Genomic DNA, 15945 nt, shown 5'->3' on the forward strand with positions numbered 1-15945 from the left:
CCGTAAATTTATTGAATGAATTGGGAAGCGTTGAAATCATTGAAATAGTGCACACCGTCATGCAAGAGGTCTGTCGATGTCTTTTTTCGATTCGTATTAAACCAGAGCTTATCACCATGGGCGACTCCGACACCTTCAATTTCAAATAATTCTGGATACGTAGAGGAAGTAATACGGAATGACAGATTATTATCTGCTTGAATGGTACCCGAAGCACTTGATACATTACGATATACAAGTACAATGCTGACATTTTTATAGGTCATCGGTACAAAGATTGTATCTTTATAAAGACCGAATCCTTGGAATACATAGGATCCGATGTTTGATACCGGGCTGCCGTTAACGAGTGCATTTTGTGTATTTATACTAAAGGCAGATGATAGATTAATCGTCCCACTGTTGGCAGTTAGCGGAATAGTTCCTTTGTAAAAATTATGTCCTGTTTTGAAAAGAAAAGTAATGTTATTGGCATCTTTGCTGAGGATTTTCACACCTGACATTGCCTTGTCCGTACCATTTAGTTTGATCGTATAGTTACCAACTTGGTAATACGTCGAACCTACATACTTCAGTTTTACAAGACTCATATTGCCAGCTTTCATCGTGATGATAAACATATACAGTTCACCGTTGATTGTGCTAAGTACCATATCGTTGGCATGGTGTAGGTTGGTCGTGTAGGTCGTTCCAGTGTCACCGTTTGTCATAAGATTCGTCGCACCTGTGGTCATATTCGTACGGTAAATGACCTGCTTGGCATTGCCATTGGCAACTTTAACGGTATAGGCATAGGTAGAACCTACGGCAAATGCCTGTGCGGAATTCCCACCGTTCGCATTTTCAAGCGTTGCGACAGTCGTATAGGTGTTGAAATAAGCGGCACTTGCTGTGATTGGGAGTAGCATCGTGGATATGAGAAGAAAGACTACAAATAGGTTCAAACCTTTCTTGGGCCTAACGGTCATGTTCATTGTACCTATTCTTTTGGGAAATATACTTTTCATACATCATACCTCCAAATCTTTTTTTGTTCATCAAATAGATAGAAAAGGTCTTCACACAATCTGCCAGCATAACGCAGACATGCAAACAGGGCTTCATTATTTTCGGATGTTCTGAATGCTTCTTGTAAATGAAATAAAGTAAAATAACAAAATTAAGAAGTCTGGTGAGTAACCGCTTTCACCTCTTTTCGTGGATGATATGTGGGAGTTGTGGTAAATCGTTCATCGGGGAAATCGTAGACTTATTTCGTGACATTAATATACCCGCAACCCTATGAAAAGTCCAGCAATTTCTGGATATAAAAAATAGCTAACGCAGCTTACTCAAAATAAAAAAAGCCCGCCTAAACGGACTTTTTCTTAATTTCAAATAAATTAATTTCTACCAATCATTGTTTCTGACAATATAATCAATTCTTCCTTCGTCAAAGGATTATCCGCATTCGTAACGATTCTGTATGACTTATCCTTGCCATACCAAGTAAGCTCGTTTTCTTGTGGTTTTTTATTTGTTGCATCTTTTTTAGCTTGGTAATATTTATAATCTTTCTGCTTTTCCTTATGTTTTGAATCTATTTCGTAAAAATTAAAAATCACATAGTTGTCCCCATTTATAAACTTGATCAACGAACCTTCCATTGTGTTCCATGTGTATTTTTTTGAGTGTACTGCTTTGCCATTCTTTGCTGCTTCCTCTCTCAAATCTTTCTTGAATTTTGGATCTAAATTGGCCATAATTTGTCCTTCGACAAAAGTATATTCTTCTGGCAGTGTTGTTGGACGTTGTAGAAACTCCCCTTTTAACGTATCAGCCTTTTGCATATACGACTCGTACGTGTGGAACCAATTCTCAACGGGTCCGTACCAAATCACTTCTGGGCCTTTACTATTTGTCTTTTTGTTATTTATGTACACGCCATAAATATCATCTGGATTTTTTTCTTGTAGTTGATAGAGTCGATAAAATTCGTCAATTGTAATTTTCGCCTCTCCTTTATACAACTTATCAAATTCTTTTCTACTTAATCTTTTGTTTTCTTTCTTGGAAACTGAATCAGACGTAATAACTGTTGTTTTCTGATCCATCTGAGCCACCGCCACGGCCGATTGTTTAATCGAGCTTGCACTTGGCTTTGCATCAACCAATGAAACACTGCTTAGTGCTAGTATTGTTGATATTCCTAAAATGGATAAGCTGTAGGATTTTTTATGGAAATGTTTAATCATGAGTAATCTCCTTTTCATTTGTTCATGCGTGGAAGACATCCCTGCAAGACCTGGCTGCTGCCTATTGCCTGCAAAATGCTCCAGCACGTGGATAATCGTTTGCCCATATATATGGTTTTGCTGCGGCTTCAAGCGATCCAAGACGTATGCATCGCAAGCCATCTCCTGATCCTGTCTTGCTTTGAATAGAGCAAGCCAAATGAACGGGTTAAACCAATGAAAAATTAGAATGATGTGCAATATCCAATTCACAGCTACATCCTGGCGCCGAATATGAGCACATTCATGTGCCAGTATGTACTGCAATTGCTCTTGCCTCAACGTGACGAGCAATTGGGGCGAAATAACCACCACTGGTTTATAAAACCCAACTACAGCGGGTCCAGGTATGCGTTCGGAAGCTACAAACTGTACCTTTTTCGTAACGCCAATAAGATTCTTCGTCTCTTGAAATAATGCTAATAACTGTGGCGTTTCAATAGTACGACCTGCGCGTAAAGCTTGCTTTAAACGAGTCTGCTCATATCCCGTTTTCGCAGCCAATAATACAACGCCTGAGAGCCAAATGAGCAATAAAATTGTTACAACGCTAGTCTTCCATCGTAGTGAACTTTCATTTGCCAAGGCTGAAGCAGGACGTTGGTCAATGAGTGAAGATGTTTGGTCTAGTGATTTGCTGTTTTCTGGACTGCTGAATAGTGACTCCTCTACAGCTATTTCACCCTTCCCAGCCGACTGCATCCACGCTCCTGACGATAGTAACGGAGCTTGATTTTGTTGCTGAATGCCAAGCGTGACGAGCTTTTCAGGCAAAATGTTATAAATGCTTAATGAAGATTCGGGAGTCCAAGGAAGCAGCAATCGTAATGCTACTGGCAGCCAAAGTAGATACATCCATCTCGCCTCAAGCTTCTTTTTCAAGAAAAATTGTAAAAACAAGACAAGTACGACCAGAATACTGGCCATAAATGATCCACGAATTACCCAATCAAAAATCTGTAGTACGCTTGCATACAAGGAAGCCATCATTCGCTCTCGCTCTTTTCTGGCTGCCTGTTACTGCCGTTGTTGTTGTCTTGCTCTACAACTACGCTGGGTGGGCAATCCGGATTTGCCCTACACACTTGCCAATCTTCATGTTCTACTTCCGCAGTAAGTAGTGATTGTTTCATGCATGAAACCTCCAAAATCAAGATGACACTACACGTGTAGTTACAATTAAATACTACATCTGTAGTTTGAAGATGTCAACCATGTTTTTTACATTATTTTCTTAACTATTTCCCAAAAACATTTTTGACCTCCATATAAATATAAAAAAGGCACTTGCAACTGTCATCTGTTCAATTTTAGAGCAACAAAAAAACCACCGATTTTTCATCATCAGTGGTCTTCTTTATCATTCAATTCGAGTTCTTTCTACTAAAATAGATGTCTTTCATGACACCTATACACGCATACGGGAGAAATAGAATGATAAAGAACACTGTAAAAATGTTAAACTCCATCATTGTGTAAGGACTAAACCATTCCGTAAAAAACTTCGTACCAGCAAGGTCGTGAAATATACGGTCCAATAGTGATCCCTCATGTAGATTGAGCGGCCACGATGCTTAGAAAAAGTCCAGCAAAAAGCGCTAGTACTCGACTCTAAAGGCTGAACTAAATAATTAATTATGATCATATATTCATTAATTTAGTTTGTAAGAGAAGCATCTCGCTTCATTTTCCTTTTCTGTACGAGATGCTTAACTCCTAATATAACGAGGGATGCAACACCGCCTCCCAAAATCACCACAGCAGGAATGATGATTATAATCCCTGGTACGGATTCATGATAGGTCAGGATCGGTGAAGCTCCATACCCTTTTGCTACAACAAATCTCATAATTTCTAAATAGGCAATATGAAATCCCATTGAAGCCCATATATTCCCGCTCCATAGACGAACCAGCTGCAAAACGAATCCAAAGCTTATTATCGTGATAACGTAACCCATATTAATGATGTTCCCCGGAGCCATTCCAACGAGTACTTGAAGCTGAGTTACGAAGATAGGAACAGAGACAAATAGTAACATTTGTAAGGGTACTGCGAGCCATGCCGTGAATCGATGACGCAGCACATCATACAACAGTCCCCGCAAAGCTAGTTCCTCGGGGAAAGCTTCGTATAAGAAAGCGATGATGATATTTATGAACAGCGCAGCGAACCACTGATCAGGTGCGTGCCATTGTACATTGGCTATTAATCCTTGTGCACTGAGTATAATGAAACCCACCGCAGTGAGCGCTATTGCAAAGAACATGCCTGTAAATAAGTGATACATATTTGTCCATGAATATTCCAGTACTTTAGGTTTAACTCCCGTTATTCGATAAACATATCGATACAAATATAAAATAGTTGGAACAACAAGAGCAGTCATTACGATAGCTTGAACCCATTGTTGACCCATTCTGGGCAACCCAAACACTTGTTCAGCTACTTCAGCTGAACAAGTAGCGAGGAACAATCCTAGTACTACGGTTGCCCACCCAGCAAACATGAATCTTATCCATTGCATGGTTTTCATTTTCATATGAAAAACTCTCCTTTGCTCATTAACTGTACAGTTACCTTCATATTTATCTTTAGCCTTGCAACAGCATCTACTTCTATTTTATAAGTCCTTCTTCGTAAACAGATATACCGTTACATAACAAGATGCAATAAACAATAATAAGGTGCTGAATAGGGTTCCATATACAAGTGGATAATTAATTCCATTTAGAGATGCCTTATGAATAGTCTGAGCTACTGGATCCGCCATTATAAGAAAAATGAAAAAGAATATAACATTTAAAACAGGCGCTCCTTTCTCACTGAGCATGTAAAAGAACGGCAGGTAAATAGAAGTTAGAACAAGCATAATGGCGATAGGGACCAAAATGTCTATCATGCTATAACCTACGGTGATGTACCCTGGAACGGCTATTTTTACAAACGAGTGAACTCCGTAAGAAGCAAGTACGGCAACAAATATAGTAAGGAGAGATATCACATATTTGGCTTGCACAATATGCTTGCGACTGACAGGTAATGTAACTAGAAAAAGATGATTATGATTTTTAGTATCGTTAAGTGTAAGGCTGCTAATTGTGGCGAAGGCGGTAATGATACCGACAAGATGCATAGACATCTCTTTTTTCATAAAGAAGATACAAAATATAGAAAAAATTAAGATACTCATACCTAAAGACATCTTTGCGGCTATGAAGTCTTTACGAAGCAGATTAAGCATGAGCGCGGCCTCCCTTGGCGTTGTAGTAGATAATGTCTTCTAAGGATGCTTTCTCAAATACAGCGTAATTGCCAAATAATTGTTCGGCCTCATGCCTATTCTCCACTAACCCCTCAAACCCAAAAGCAGTCTCACGCACCCCCGTAAACTTCTTTCGAATGTCCGAATCAAGCAGTTGCCTATCTCCTTTCACAATTGCGTACCTATCAAGAACTTCATCTTTCGCTTCACTAAATACAAGCTGACCACGGTTAACGAAACTAATATAATCAGCAATACGATCCAAATCGGTTGTAATATGGGTTGAGAAAATAATTGTATTTCGCTCGTCCTGCATCATCTCCGCAAGCAGATCAAGCAATTCCCTTCTAAACACAGGATCAAGCCCAGAGGTGGGCTCATCCATAATGAGCAGCTCCGCCTCATGAGATAGAGCAACGGCAAGAGCAAACTTAATCTTCATCCCTTTGGACAATTGTCCAATCTTCTTCTTGGGCGACAACTCGAATTGTTCCAAATAACTGTTAAACTTTTGTTCATTCCATTTCTTATAGAACGGAGCGATTATACGCTTCATATCACGAATCGAAACATCTTCATAATAAAAACAATCATCCGACACAATACCGACCCGCTGCTTAATATCTATCTCCTGCCTAGGCATATCACACCCAAGTATTTTGATACTGCCGGTATCAGGGCGAACCATTCCAAGCATCATCTTGATCAAGGTACTCTTACCTACACCATTCGGACCAATAAGCCCGGTAATATACCCTCGCTTCACATCCAAAGATACATTATTAACCGTAAATTGAGGGTATATTTTCGTTAGATTACGTAGTTCGATTGCATTCATGATGTCTGATCCTCCTCAAACAATAGTGTCAGATGCTCCATTACATCTTGCTGACTCATGCTTAATTCTTTGCTGTCTTGGATGACTTCCAATAGCTTCTCTTCTAGTCGTTTCATCCGCTGCTCCCGAATAAAGTCTTTGTTGGCTCCTGATACGAAACAACCTTTTCCTACCACGGAATCGATAAGCTGCTCTTTCTCCAACTCTTCATAGGCACGCTTCGTTGTAATCACACTTACTTGCAAATCTTTAGCCAACTGTCTAATCGACGGAAGGCTATCACCGGCTTGCAATTCACCACTTAAAATACTTTGTCTGATCTGGTTCAAAATTTGCATGTAAATCGGATCGCCTGATGCATTTGAAATAATAATGTTCATGTTCTACCACCTGGTTTAAGTTAATCGATAAACTACCGTATATACACAATATATACACTATTCACTTATACGTCAACATATGAATGGATGTACAAATAAAATTTAAGTATTGCGCCTAATGTTCTATCCTCAATTGAAAATATCAACTCGATTCGTGCACAATGAAAAAAACCGCCTAACGGCGGCTTTTAGAGGAGATATTCTGATTCGTTCAAGAGACAGTTAGACTGAAAATTTATTAGTCGCAATGATTCTCTCCACTAAGCTTGGGATCGGCTTGTTCGGGAAATCCATAATTATCGTACCTAATCTCTTCGTCGTTATATGATCCAAGTAACTGTACATATGGGAATTAAGACCTTCTATACCAAGGCTACCTTCTGCAACCGTATAAGGATAGGCACCAGCGGATGTACCAGATGTAAAATTGAGATACCAATCTGTTTGTGCTCCATCTACAGCACGATCCAAAAGTGATTTGACATGGTCCCACTTGTTACCGATATTAAATACGGTTGGTACTTTGTATTCATCTTGAATCCGAAGGACAGCATAAGAGCTCTCAATCGAGAACGTTGCATCATCTTTCCATGCCGTTGCGTCTATACCTAGTGAAAGATTGGACTTAAAACGGCGAAGCAGAACAATTTTCCCCCGTACCTCATCCAATGTTGGGATGGTTTCACCTAAATACCACATTGATTCATTGCCTTCCAGATACCATCGGAACGTATCTTCAAAGCTTCTCGTGTCATCCGCATCGTCGTATTCATGTTTGACTGACATAATAATCGTCTCTCGTGGATGATCTTCTAAAAATTTCAGACATACATCTCTGACTCCTCCGCCGAACATTAAATGCTGGAACATAATACCGTGGTGAATCGCAAATCGATTCTCAATATGGCGACATCGTATATCTATGAATCGAATACCAGATTCCAGCTGCTCTTGAAGCGTCTGCGTCTGACAAATGGCCAAGTCTCCACCATATAAGGCGCAAGTATCATGCGTGCCAGGGAGATTAAGCTCGGACAACTTTGAATTTCCCGCAATTTTGTCCATCCAGTCGCTAGTTGGCATGCGAAGTGATATCGTAATCTTGTTCCAGTTATCTCCGGAAACTTGCGTCGCAATGTATTTGCCTGCGTTTTCACCATGTAGTGTAATTTTTCGCTTATGATCATGGCGAGCATCGTATTGATCATTTCGATATGAAATGGTATCGCCATTTTGAAATTGCATATGAAGGGTATACCAAGCTGAACTTGCCCAATAGTTAAGTTCTTCACGTTCTTCACGGCTGTTGTAGGCCGTAAGACTTACATTTTGAAAATTATGATCAGGCCGTGAGCCCCCATCCCAGTCATAATTATCGGTGTCCGTCACCCAAATTCGTACCATTTGTAACGGAGTATTATTGGTTAATTTCAAGTCCGTGCGAATAGATGCCATCATTCTCCTCCTTTGTATACCCTTAATAAGGCTATGAGAGTCTCTCAGGAAGAATTATATGATATCGCTTCAGGAACCATGCTATAGCAATCCATTAGCTACTCAAATTTGGAAGTTTTAATTTCCTACACGGCAGGGGCAACATACACCTCACACCTTTCTCTAGGCAGATGCATAGATATGTTTCATCGTCGAAATGAACTGATTGACAATGGAGGGGTATCATGACAAATGAACTGCATACACAGTTTGATGCATTTATTAATAGTGCGGCATTTTCGCTAGACCCATGTACGGTCGCAACCGCTATCGCATTAACGAATCAGTCAGTAAGGGAAAAGCTTATTGAAAAATTCAAAGCAGGATATATTTACAATGGATATGGATGTTTAAAAGTCGTTGGAAATTTAGGAATTTCCTATGTTGCTTTTAAATTTAGTTGTCCTCCCGGCGTACATTGCTTTATCAATCCATCATTTGTAGCAGTGGTCAATTTAACAACAAAGAAAGTAATAGATATTCTTGACCCTTTTAACATCTCAGAATATGAAGAGGTAAAAATTACAGCGCAACCGAATTGAATGTTATCCCCTGTATGACCCGTATGATCGTGAATCCAAAGATTTAACAGATCACAATCCATTATAGGAGCTGTTTTGGATATTCCTAATTGATAACTAAACGTCCAATTTGATCGCACTGTTCAGCAAACCAAATATTCCCCTTAGAACAAATCGCTAGACCATGCGGTTCTGCATTCTGTTTAGGAATTAGGAACTCCGTTATAGCTCCGGTTTCATACTTGCGCATCGTTATCCTCATACATGCTGCCTCCTTTTCCTGTCCTATCATATGAATAAAAAGCAGGATAATTAGCATCATTTCTCGAAAACCTTACAAGCAACTTTAATTTAGCAACATTTCAAAGGGAGAGACACACAAATTGACGATACGCCCTAAAGAGCTGGCCTCCAAATACATGATAAGCACCAGCACCTTGCGAAATTACGAAGCTAAAGGTCTAATCCCTCCCGCAGAACGCTCTGCTAATGGCTATCGCGTTTATACAGATCTGCATGAAGCTTATTTGGCATGTATTCAAGCAATGGCTCCAGCTTTCGGAATGGAAGTGACTACAGAAGTACTTAATCTCCTTCATTTAGAGCAGCCGTACGATGCTTTGTGGGTTGTGCGGGAACAAGAAGTCGCTCTGTATAAGGAAAAAACAAAAGTGGAAAAACTGATCGAAGATATTCAACGGTACATGAAAGAAAGTCCGAGTGTCCATAACGACAATTGGTTCTCCATAAATGAAGTTTCAGAAATGACACAGGTTTCCAAAACCGCTATTCGTTACTGGGAGCATGCTGGTTATGTGAAGCCAGATAGAGCCCCTACTAACCGATATCGTCAATACAGCGAATCTCACCTTCTAAAAATCAGGCTGTTGCAAGTACTGCAAAACTCCGTCTATTCAGAAGAAACGGTTCATTTCAAGCAAGCAATTGCCTTAGTCGAGTATACCGATTTGCCGCGTATTGTACAGCTTGCAGAAAATATTCGTGCGTATTTCAGTCAAATCATCGAATCTCAAATGCGAGGGATATCGTTTTTATATCCATTGACTCAATTGACACAAACTTCAATGTTGAGTGGAAGTCAATCCGTGGACAGGCAACAAATTGACTAATCGAGTATGATGGGAAAAATAGACGCAAAAAAACCGCAATATAGCGGTCTTTTTTTGTTTCTTTTCTTTTTCGGTGTTTCACCTGTGAATTTCCTTTAATTCGTTATTCGTTAGCGAGCTATACAAGGCTTCGAGATAATTTCTTTCCATTTTATGAATGAGATCGAGTTTGCCAATTATGCGCTCGAGCATAGCATGTGAACCTGTAACATTAAATTTCAATATCAAACTACGAATGAGTACTGCTTGATGCTCAATTTCGCTTGATATTTTCATGTAATGCATCATCTCAGAATCGGCAACATACTTGTTTTGTTGCATGTATTCCAAGCGCATGCTCATCGCTTTTTTATGATCATATAGAACATGAAAGAGCCTTACATCCCCCCAGCCATGATTTACTGTCAATGATTCTGTATACTCTTTTAATTTTTGATAAATGTTAGTGCCATATATCCAGCCCTCTTCTTTTGGAGGAATGTACATTCTAAACTTATTTGAACAATTCGTTCCATCTAAATACTCGCGCAATCCATTCTGCACATGAACCAGATCAAAATCGTACCTTGCCTCTACTTTTCTTTTATACAGAAAAATAGATTCCAAATAATCATCTTCTTCTTGAACATGGCTGTAAGCAGCATGTAATGCGCGAAATGAAACACTATCATATTGATATTTTCTATTTTGTAAGAAGTCAGCTATGAAGAATATTTTTTTATGTTGATCATAACCATATATGAATATTTCATGAGGGTGATGTTCTGTATTGTATTCAGGAGATGGAGGGATAAAGAACTCATCAACAACCAAACTAATATAATAACCTTCGTTAATGCAATTTATTAGGAAATCAATGATTCCCATTGGATATATAACAGGAAGGAAACTTCTAGATATCTGTTGTGTATATAATAGTGGGCAGTTCGTATGGAGAAAGGGCATATAGAAATCCATAACTTCAATATCTTGTCTATACCATAATTGAATGTAGTTGCTATAAAACCATGGTAAATAATTATTATTGGTAGAAAGTACGGAAAGTGTATTTGCGTGCTTCGTAAATGATGTAATTGGTGGGTAGTTTACTGGTAGTAAGATAAGAATCATCCTTTCCTACAATTCGTGAATGGTCACTTCACTGCGGACAAGAAAACGTGCATTTAGACCTGCTTGACCTATACCTTTCGATATGTAATAGGGTCCGAATTGTCCAATATGCAATCCCTTATAAATTCCTTCAGATGCTAATTTCCCTTGGATTCTTAACGTAAAGAGAAACGGAATGTTGAATTGCATGCCGTGATAATGCCCAGACATTAAATAACTATAATTGTTGTTCAAATGAAGAACTAGATTAGGGTCATGAGTCAGAACTAGTATAGGTTTCCGGGGATCAATGTTTTCATAAGCGCAGTCAATTCTACTTTTCTTGCTGCAGTAATCATCAATACCGATGATTTGAAATTCATCTAAATCGCAGGAACTATTCATTAAAACGGTAATGCCCACCTCTTCAAGAATGTTGATTAATACATGTAATTCCTGAGTATTCAGTCGGTGGTCGTGGTTGCCTAGTACCGCATATGAGGGAATTTGATGTGAAGCGATCGCTTCAAAATAACGTTTTACCTTTGGTAGATACTTTGCTTTCTCAGTGAAATCACCTGTAATGAAGATATAGTTCGGTTTTTCCTTTTTGATGATTCGATTTAACTTTCGGGGACTAATTCTGAGCTTCTCAACGTGTAAGTCACTGATTTGTAATGCTCGAATCCCTAGCCCACATGGGTAATGTATCCGTTCCACCTTTAGCCATTGAGTCGGGAAAATAAAAACAAAATAGCAGAGTGTTACGACGAATATGGTGATGAGAATGACATTCATATTTATCACCTCTTTAATCATGCAAATTCAAGAACCGAACCACACTTGTGTCCAATAGATGCGATTGATCGATGAGTAACCTTTAACTAAAATTCGATCAATATGCCCGTTCTATCATCTGCAGGCAACCCACGTTTTCGCTCTTCAAGTTCTATTAGATCGGCATACTGTTCGAATCCCAGCTGTGTAATCATCTTACATGCTGCTTCTAACGATTCTTCTGGGTGAAATAGTCCATCTGTTATTAGTAGGATCGCGTGCAAGTTGTGTGACGGTAATGTACCGCGTTGGATATACTCGCAAGCTTCCTCCATCCCATTTGCAATTCCATAGCCGCCGGGTATATTAGCCATCCACCTGTGATAGGACATCTGATTGTTCCGATCTTCGAAATAATGTTCGTCCTGTACGGAGATACCGTTAAGTCTGTCCACCTCCCGCTTCGCTCTTGATCGTTTGTCTATCCCCATCACGTGATTTTCCGTTAATGATTGGATTCGCCCGTCTCGAAAAATAGCTACGATCATCGTATCGCCAAACTGAGCATAATGTACATCATCGCCGCAAATCTGGACACCCGCCACGCAGGTTGACCATAAGTGATGCTTTTGGCTCATATCAATTTTTGCTTCCTCCATACAATGTCGAAGCATATGGTTGGTGTCCCTGATTTCTTCATATAGGTTGAGTAAATCCTCTGTTCGTTCCAAGCGCCTTTTGAATAAATTAGCTGCGATATAGGCGCCATTGTACCCGTTCTTGTCTCTGTAAGCGTCTAACGGAGTAACTCCATCCATTACCGCATATATATTAGCCGTGTCATTTAGAGCAAAGGCATCCTCGCTACATTTTTTCAATGGATTTTTTTGATTATAATGGAAAATCTTCATATCAAGTCACCTATCACCTCTTATTGACCAACATTCATAATAAAAATCCACTTTTGCAAATACACCATTTCCCTTCAACTCACTAAACAGGGATTAATACCCAATTACTTCTTCACACCTTATCGTTTTTCCTTCCGAGAGATGTGTTTTTTACAAAAAATTAACTTTGATTCAAGTAATGATATACTTTCATGTTAAATTTCTAGTTCTAGGAAATAAAAAAACTGCCCTTTACCACGGGCAGCTTGTACTATTCACATTTCATTAAGCTCTGTTAATGTAATAAAATCGATACTAGGCACACCATTTTCCGCTTTGTTAATTCTTCTTCCAAACGATATCATTACTCCATCTTATACACTTTGCTATACAACATATCTTTATAAAGAGCAAACTCCTCTTCAGTAAGTAAGCGAGGATAGCTCATTACTTTTAACGGAACAGTAGGCTGCCCACGCTGAAGAGACGGTTGTTCATATCCGAAAAAATTGAGGTGAAACCCAAGTCGCTCATAAAAGCCTATTCGCCTCTGAGCCAAATCGGTATCAGGTAGCTCAACTTCCAATATAATCGGTGTTTGTGACTCTGCGATATAATCGCTCATTAGCTTTCCACCGATACCGCTTCCACGCCCTGCTGTCGTGACAGCAATATGTTCGACAAAACGAAACAAGGGAAATTCCCATACGGCTAAGAAAGCGACTACTTGATTCAGGTCATTAACTTTTGAAATGATACGGTAATGGGGATCGTTCAGCAATTCCTTTTGCCCGGCATATGTTCTCCGTTCGCACTCAGGAAAAGAGTCTTGCATTATTTCAAAGATCGTATCGAACTCTTGGTCTTTCATGTGTAATTTCTCCTTGTGTAGTAAGTAAAGAAAATAATTAACTACCTAAATAGTTTTATCATTTTAAAGTTTACTAGTGTAACGCCTTTTCGCTCAATATTCTGTTTTCGAACGAACTGGTATCCTCGGTTCATGAAAAAGGACATAGCAGTAATACTTGCATCTACGGTTAGTTCTGTAAGGGCAAGCTTCTTTGCCTCAGTCTCAATCACATGAACTAACAATGAAGCTATTCCTTGCCGTTGAAAATCTTTGTGCACATATATTCTGTCCAAGTACCCATGTTGTGTCATATCTATAAAACCAACCAGTAAGCCGTTTAATCGAGCAACAAAGGTAATATTGTTTAAAAATGATTCTAGCCACGATTGTTCCTTATGTGCTTGATCATCTTTAGGCGCCCATACGTCTAATTGAGTTTGTAAGTAATCTTGAGCATTGATAGAATGTACAGTCTCATAAAATAGCGTAACCATTTCTTGTATGTCGGAGCTCTTAAATCTTGTGATCTCTATGCTCATTTGTTAAGAACCTCTTTTGTTTCTTATGTCTGTGTAATGATACTGCACTTATTTCATTATTGACGATGTTTTCGGTAAAGCATGCAATGGCTTTCCCTCTTTATAGTAAAGAGAGGGTGATAAGATTACATAAAAGATATGTGGATGCTGACATCCATAGTCACTTAGCTTTGCATATATCATAGAAGCAACGGCATCATGAATTTCTTGTTCACGTTGAAACATATATATTTCAACCGATAACGGTGAATTCGCTATTTGGTCCACATGAAGAAGTTCAATTTTTATAATGTCTTTTGGAATGTCGACGATATTGGCAAACTGTTCAATGATAGATGGTGATACTTGTTCAATAACTTCTCTTTCAAAACCCTTAAACCTCAAAAATGGCATACAATCATTTCCCCTTCTACGTACTTACTTTTAGTATACAGCTAATTAACGTACTTTAATATCTCTGAATTATTTCTCATTCTTGAAAATTTGTCCTGATCAGGCTCTAGAATTTTTATAAATTTGTGTACTCACTAATCGTAAGGTACAATGAAAAGTATAGATTTCACGTTGTTATTATGCACCAGGAGGTTTCGATGACATTGAATAACGAGCCCAAGCAGCCATATGATTTAAGCAAATTAACGACGATGCTGCACGAAGACCATATCGCATGGAGCTTCCGCAATATGGACAAGATTATGCCTAAAAACGATATTCACTCGTCAGAGCAGCCCTTTTTGTTTCAAAAGAAAGAACTCCCATTAACGGAAATGAACTATGAATTTGATGGGCGCAGCAGTAACGTAGCCGAGTACTTGCAAAAGGTTTCTGCTACAGGGTTTCTCGTCATTCATGACGATACGATTGTGACAGAGCAATACTATAACGGTTATAACCAACACTCGACTTCCATGTCGATGTCAGTCGCCAAATCGATCGTTTCTGCTCTTGTAGGCATTGCATGTGATGAAGGGGCTATGAAAGACATTCATGATCCTGTTACTGCGTACCTACCTGAGCTTATAGGAAGCGGCTTCGATGGGGCTAGTATTAAAGATGTGCTACAAATGTCCTCCGGTGTACGTTTCAATGAAGACTACAAGGATAAGGATGCAGAAATCCACACCTTTTTGAGTGACGTGTTCGGTGAAAAAGCTGTTCCAATCTCTAAATATGTACAGCAGCTGACAAAATTACAGGAGCCAGGCCAGTTTGAATATAAGAGCGTCGACACACAAGTGCTTTGGATGCTGCTTGAAAGAACGACTGGTAAAAATGCTTCTGCTTACTTAGAAGAAAAGCTTTGGAAACCGCTCGGTATGGAGCAGGATGCTTATTGGAGCACCGATCTACATGGCAATGAAATAGCATTCACCTTCATAAACGCGACACTACGAGATTACGCTAAGTTCGGAAGATTGTATTTGCATAATGGCAACTGGAATGGCCGCCAAATTATTTCTGAGCAGTGGATTAAGGAATCGGTTACACCTGACAGAGCGGATTTGATGCCTGGCACGGCTAATGATTTCTTCGGTTATGGATATCAATGGTGGACTCCACTAGGCAGCGATGGAACGGAGTTTATGGCTCGAGGCATATATGGACAACATATTTACGTGAATCAAAAGAAACGAACGGTTATCGTTAAATCTGGAGTTGATCCTACCGTATTTAACATTCATGACTATGAGGCAGTTACGGCTTACCGTACGATCCTTGAGCATTTGACGTAAGTGATATAGCCGACCATCGTAAGGCGATAACGTGAAAATGATCGAGTAGGAGGGGGCGCCTAGCCCCCGTCCTCTCACACCACCGTACATGCGGGTCCGCATACGGCGGTTCCAAAAGGTTAACAAAGTTCTACATAACGAGTAAGTAAACTTCTCAGCCCTT

The 15945-nt window shown here is 39.4% G+C and carries 17 protein-coding genes and 2 pseudogenes; 3 read left to right on the forward strand and 16 right to left on the reverse strand.

What is annotated here, in order from left to right:
* Positions 1 to 8 precede the first annotated feature (8 nt).
* The 9 genes and pseudogenes from IFO66_RS14895 to IFO66_RS14935 form a co-directional block, all read right to left on the reverse strand.
* Positions 9 to 1007 (reverse strand): hypothetical protein, encoded by a 999-nt coding sequence (locus tag IFO66_RS14895; RefSeq protein ID WP_192025908.1) that lies wholly within the window; start codon positions 1005 to 1007, stop codon positions 9 to 11.
* A gap of 375 nt (positions 1008 to 1382) precedes the next feature.
* Positions 1383 to 3263 (reverse strand): M56 family metallopeptidase, encoded by a 1881-nt coding sequence (locus IFO66_RS14900; RefSeq protein ID WP_192025909.1) that lies wholly within the window; start codon positions 3261 to 3263, stop codon positions 1383 to 1385.
* The gene (locus IFO66_RS14905; RefSeq protein ID WP_192025910.1) at positions 3260 to 3406 is read right to left on the reverse strand and encodes a hypothetical protein; all 147 of its coding nucleotides are present in this window, start codon (positions 3404 to 3406) and stop codon (positions 3260 to 3262) included. The genes IFO66_RS14900 and IFO66_RS14905 overlap by 4 nt, the downstream gene beginning before the upstream one ends.
* 231 nt (positions 3407 to 3637) lie before the next feature.
* A pseudogene (locus IFO66_RS14910) lies at positions 3638 to 3832 on the reverse strand (YfzA family protein); the annotation flags it as partial.
* Positions 3833 to 3930: 98 nt separating this feature from the next.
* Positions 3931 to 4815, reverse strand: a complete 885-nt coding sequence (locus IFO66_RS14915; protein WP_225445788.1) for a CPBP family intramembrane glutamic endopeptidase — start codon at positions 4813 to 4815, stop codon at positions 3931 to 3933.
* A gap of 81 nt (positions 4816 to 4896) precedes the next feature.
* On the reverse strand, positions 4897 to 5517 hold the full coding sequence (locus IFO66_RS14920; protein WP_192025912.1) for an ABC-2 transporter permease: 621 nt from the start codon (positions 5515 to 5517) through the stop codon (positions 4897 to 4899).
* A complete protein-coding gene (locus IFO66_RS14925; protein WP_192025913.1) occupies positions 5510 to 6376 on the reverse strand; it encodes an ABC transporter ATP-binding protein in 867 nt (288 codons plus the stop codon). Before IFO66_RS14925 ends, IFO66_RS14920 begins: the two co-directional genes overlap by 8 nt.
* Positions 6373 to 6756, reverse strand: coding sequence for a GntR family transcriptional regulator (locus IFO66_RS14930; protein WP_192025914.1), 384 nt, complete (start codon positions 6754 to 6756; stop codon positions 6373 to 6375). The genes IFO66_RS14925 and IFO66_RS14930 overlap by 4 nt, the downstream gene beginning before the upstream one ends.
* A 222-nt stretch (positions 6757 to 6978) precedes the next feature.
* Positions 6979 to 8214, reverse strand: a complete 1236-nt coding sequence (locus IFO66_RS14935) for a phosphatidylinositol-specific phospholipase C (RefSeq protein WP_192025915.1) — start codon at positions 8212 to 8214, stop codon at positions 6979 to 6981.
* A 221-nt stretch (positions 8215 to 8435) separates the two neighbouring features.
* Here IFO66_RS14935 and IFO66_RS14940 point away from each other — a divergent pair, with 221 nt between their 5' ends.
* Positions 8436 to 8792 carry a hypothetical protein gene (locus IFO66_RS14940; RefSeq protein ID WP_192025916.1) on the forward strand — a complete coding sequence of 119 codons (357 nt, stop codon included), beginning with the start codon at positions 8436 to 8438 and terminating at the stop codon, positions 8790 to 8792.
* A gap of 85 nt (positions 8793 to 8877) precedes the next feature.
* On the opposite strand, the pseudogene IFO66_RS14945 reads toward IFO66_RS14940, so the two are convergent.
* Positions 8878 to 9003: pseudogene (locus IFO66_RS14945) on the reverse strand (Virginiamycin B lyase); the annotation flags it as partial.
* Between the two features lie 151 nt (positions 9004 to 9154).
* On the opposite strand from IFO66_RS14945, the gene IFO66_RS14950 reads away from it, so the two are divergent.
* A complete protein-coding gene (locus IFO66_RS14950; RefSeq protein ID WP_192025918.1) occupies positions 9155 to 9901 on the forward strand; it encodes a MerR family transcriptional regulator in 747 nt (248 codons plus the stop codon).
* Between the two features lie 78 nt (positions 9902 to 9979).
* On the opposite strand, the gene IFO66_RS14955 is transcribed toward IFO66_RS14950, so the two are convergent.
* The 6 genes from IFO66_RS14955 to IFO66_RS14980 all read right to left on the reverse strand — a co-directional run bounded on the left by IFO66_RS14955 (position 9980) and on the right by IFO66_RS14980 (position 14442).
* Entirely contained in the window at positions 9980 to 10714 is a 735-nt protein-coding gene (locus IFO66_RS14955) for a hypothetical protein (RefSeq protein WP_192025919.1), read from the reverse strand.
* Positions 10715 to 11017: 303 nt separating this feature from the next.
* On the reverse strand, positions 11018 to 11788 hold the full coding sequence (locus IFO66_RS14960; RefSeq protein ID WP_192025920.1) for a metallophosphoesterase: 771 nt from the start codon (positions 11786 to 11788) through the stop codon (positions 11018 to 11020).
* An 86-nt stretch (positions 11789 to 11874) separates the two neighbouring features.
* Entirely contained in the window at positions 11875 to 12678 is an 804-nt protein-coding gene (locus tag IFO66_RS14965) for a protein phosphatase 2C domain-containing protein (RefSeq protein ID WP_192025921.1), read from the reverse strand.
* 343 nt (positions 12679 to 13021) lie between these two features.
* Positions 13022 to 13528 (reverse strand): GNAT family N-acetyltransferase, encoded by a 507-nt coding sequence (locus IFO66_RS14970; protein ID WP_192025922.1) that lies wholly within the window; start codon positions 13526 to 13528, stop codon positions 13022 to 13024.
* Between the two features lie 41 nt (positions 13529 to 13569).
* Positions 13570 to 14043 carry a GNAT family N-acetyltransferase gene (locus IFO66_RS14975; protein WP_192025938.1) on the reverse strand — a complete coding sequence of 158 codons (474 nt, stop codon included), beginning with the start codon at positions 14041 to 14043 and terminating at the stop codon, positions 13570 to 13572.
* A gap of 54 nt (positions 14044 to 14097) precedes the next feature.
* Complete coding sequence (locus tag IFO66_RS14980) at positions 14098 to 14442, reverse strand: DUF1904 family protein (protein ID WP_192025923.1); 345 nt, start codon at positions 14440 to 14442, stop codon at positions 14098 to 14100.
* A gap of 197 nt (positions 14443 to 14639) precedes the next feature.
* On the opposite strand from IFO66_RS14980, the gene IFO66_RS14985 reads away from it, so the two are divergent.
* Positions 14640 to 15782 carry a serine hydrolase domain-containing protein gene (locus IFO66_RS14985; protein ID WP_225445790.1) on the forward strand — a complete coding sequence of 381 codons (1143 nt, stop codon included), beginning with the start codon at positions 14640 to 14642 and terminating at the stop codon, positions 15780 to 15782.
* Positions 15783 to 15945 lie beyond the last annotated feature (163 nt).

The sequence above is a fragment of the Paenibacillus arenosi genome, from assembly GCF_014841135.1.
Classification (GTDB): Bacteria; Bacillota; Bacilli; order Paenibacillales; family Paenibacillaceae; genus Paenibacillus_B; species Paenibacillus_B arenosi.

Excerpts from the sequence above, each read along its gene's own strand:
- IFO66_RS14895 (WP_192025908.1), bottom strand. The coding sequence starts at position 1,007 with ATGAAAAGTATATTTCCCAAAAGAATAGGTACAATGAACATGACCGTT.
- IFO66_RS14900 (WP_192025909.1), bottom strand. The coding sequence starts at position 3,263 with ATGATGGCTTCCTTGTATGCAAGCGTACTACAGATTTTTGATTGGGTA.
- IFO66_RS14905 (WP_192025910.1), bottom strand. The coding sequence starts at position 3,406 with ATGAAACAATCACTACTTACTGCGGAAGTAGAACATGAAGATTGGCAA.
- IFO66_RS14915 (WP_225445788.1), bottom strand. The coding sequence starts at position 4,815 with ATGAAAATGAAAACCATGCAATGGATAAGATTCATGTTTGCTGGGTGG.
- IFO66_RS14920 (WP_192025912.1), bottom strand. The coding sequence starts at position 5,517 with ATGCTTAATCTGCTTCGTAAAGACTTCATAGCCGCAAAGATGTCTTTA.
- IFO66_RS14925 (WP_192025913.1), bottom strand. The coding sequence starts at position 6,376 with ATGAATGCAATCGAACTACGTAATCTAACGAAAATATACCCTCAATTT.
- IFO66_RS14930 (WP_192025914.1), bottom strand. The coding sequence starts at position 6,756 with ATGAACATTATTATTTCAAATGCATCAGGCGATCCGATTTACATGCAA.
- IFO66_RS14935 (WP_192025915.1), bottom strand. The coding sequence starts at position 8,214 with ATGATGGCATCTATTCGCACGGACTTGAAATTAACCAATAATACTCCG.
- IFO66_RS14940 (WP_192025916.1), top strand. The coding sequence starts at position 8,436 with ATGACAAATGAACTGCATACACAGTTTGATGCATTTATTAATAGTGCG.
- IFO66_RS14960 (WP_192025920.1), bottom strand. The coding sequence starts at position 11,788 with ATGAATGTCATTCTCATCACCATATTCGTCGTAACACTCTGCTATTTT.
- IFO66_RS14965 (WP_192025921.1), bottom strand. The coding sequence starts at position 12,678 with ATGAAGATTTTCCATTATAATCAAAAAAATCCATTGAAAAAATGTAGC.
- IFO66_RS14970 (WP_192025922.1), bottom strand. The coding sequence starts at position 13,528 with ATGAAAGACCAAGAGTTCGATACGATCTTTGAAATAATGCAAGACTCT.
- IFO66_RS14980 (WP_192025923.1), bottom strand. The coding sequence starts at position 14,442 with ATGCCATTTTTGAGGTTTAAGGGTTTTGAAAGAGAAGTTATTGAACAA.
- IFO66_RS14985 (WP_225445790.1), top strand. The coding sequence starts at position 14,640 with ATGACATTGAATAACGAGCCCAAGCAGCCATATGATTTAAGCAAATTA.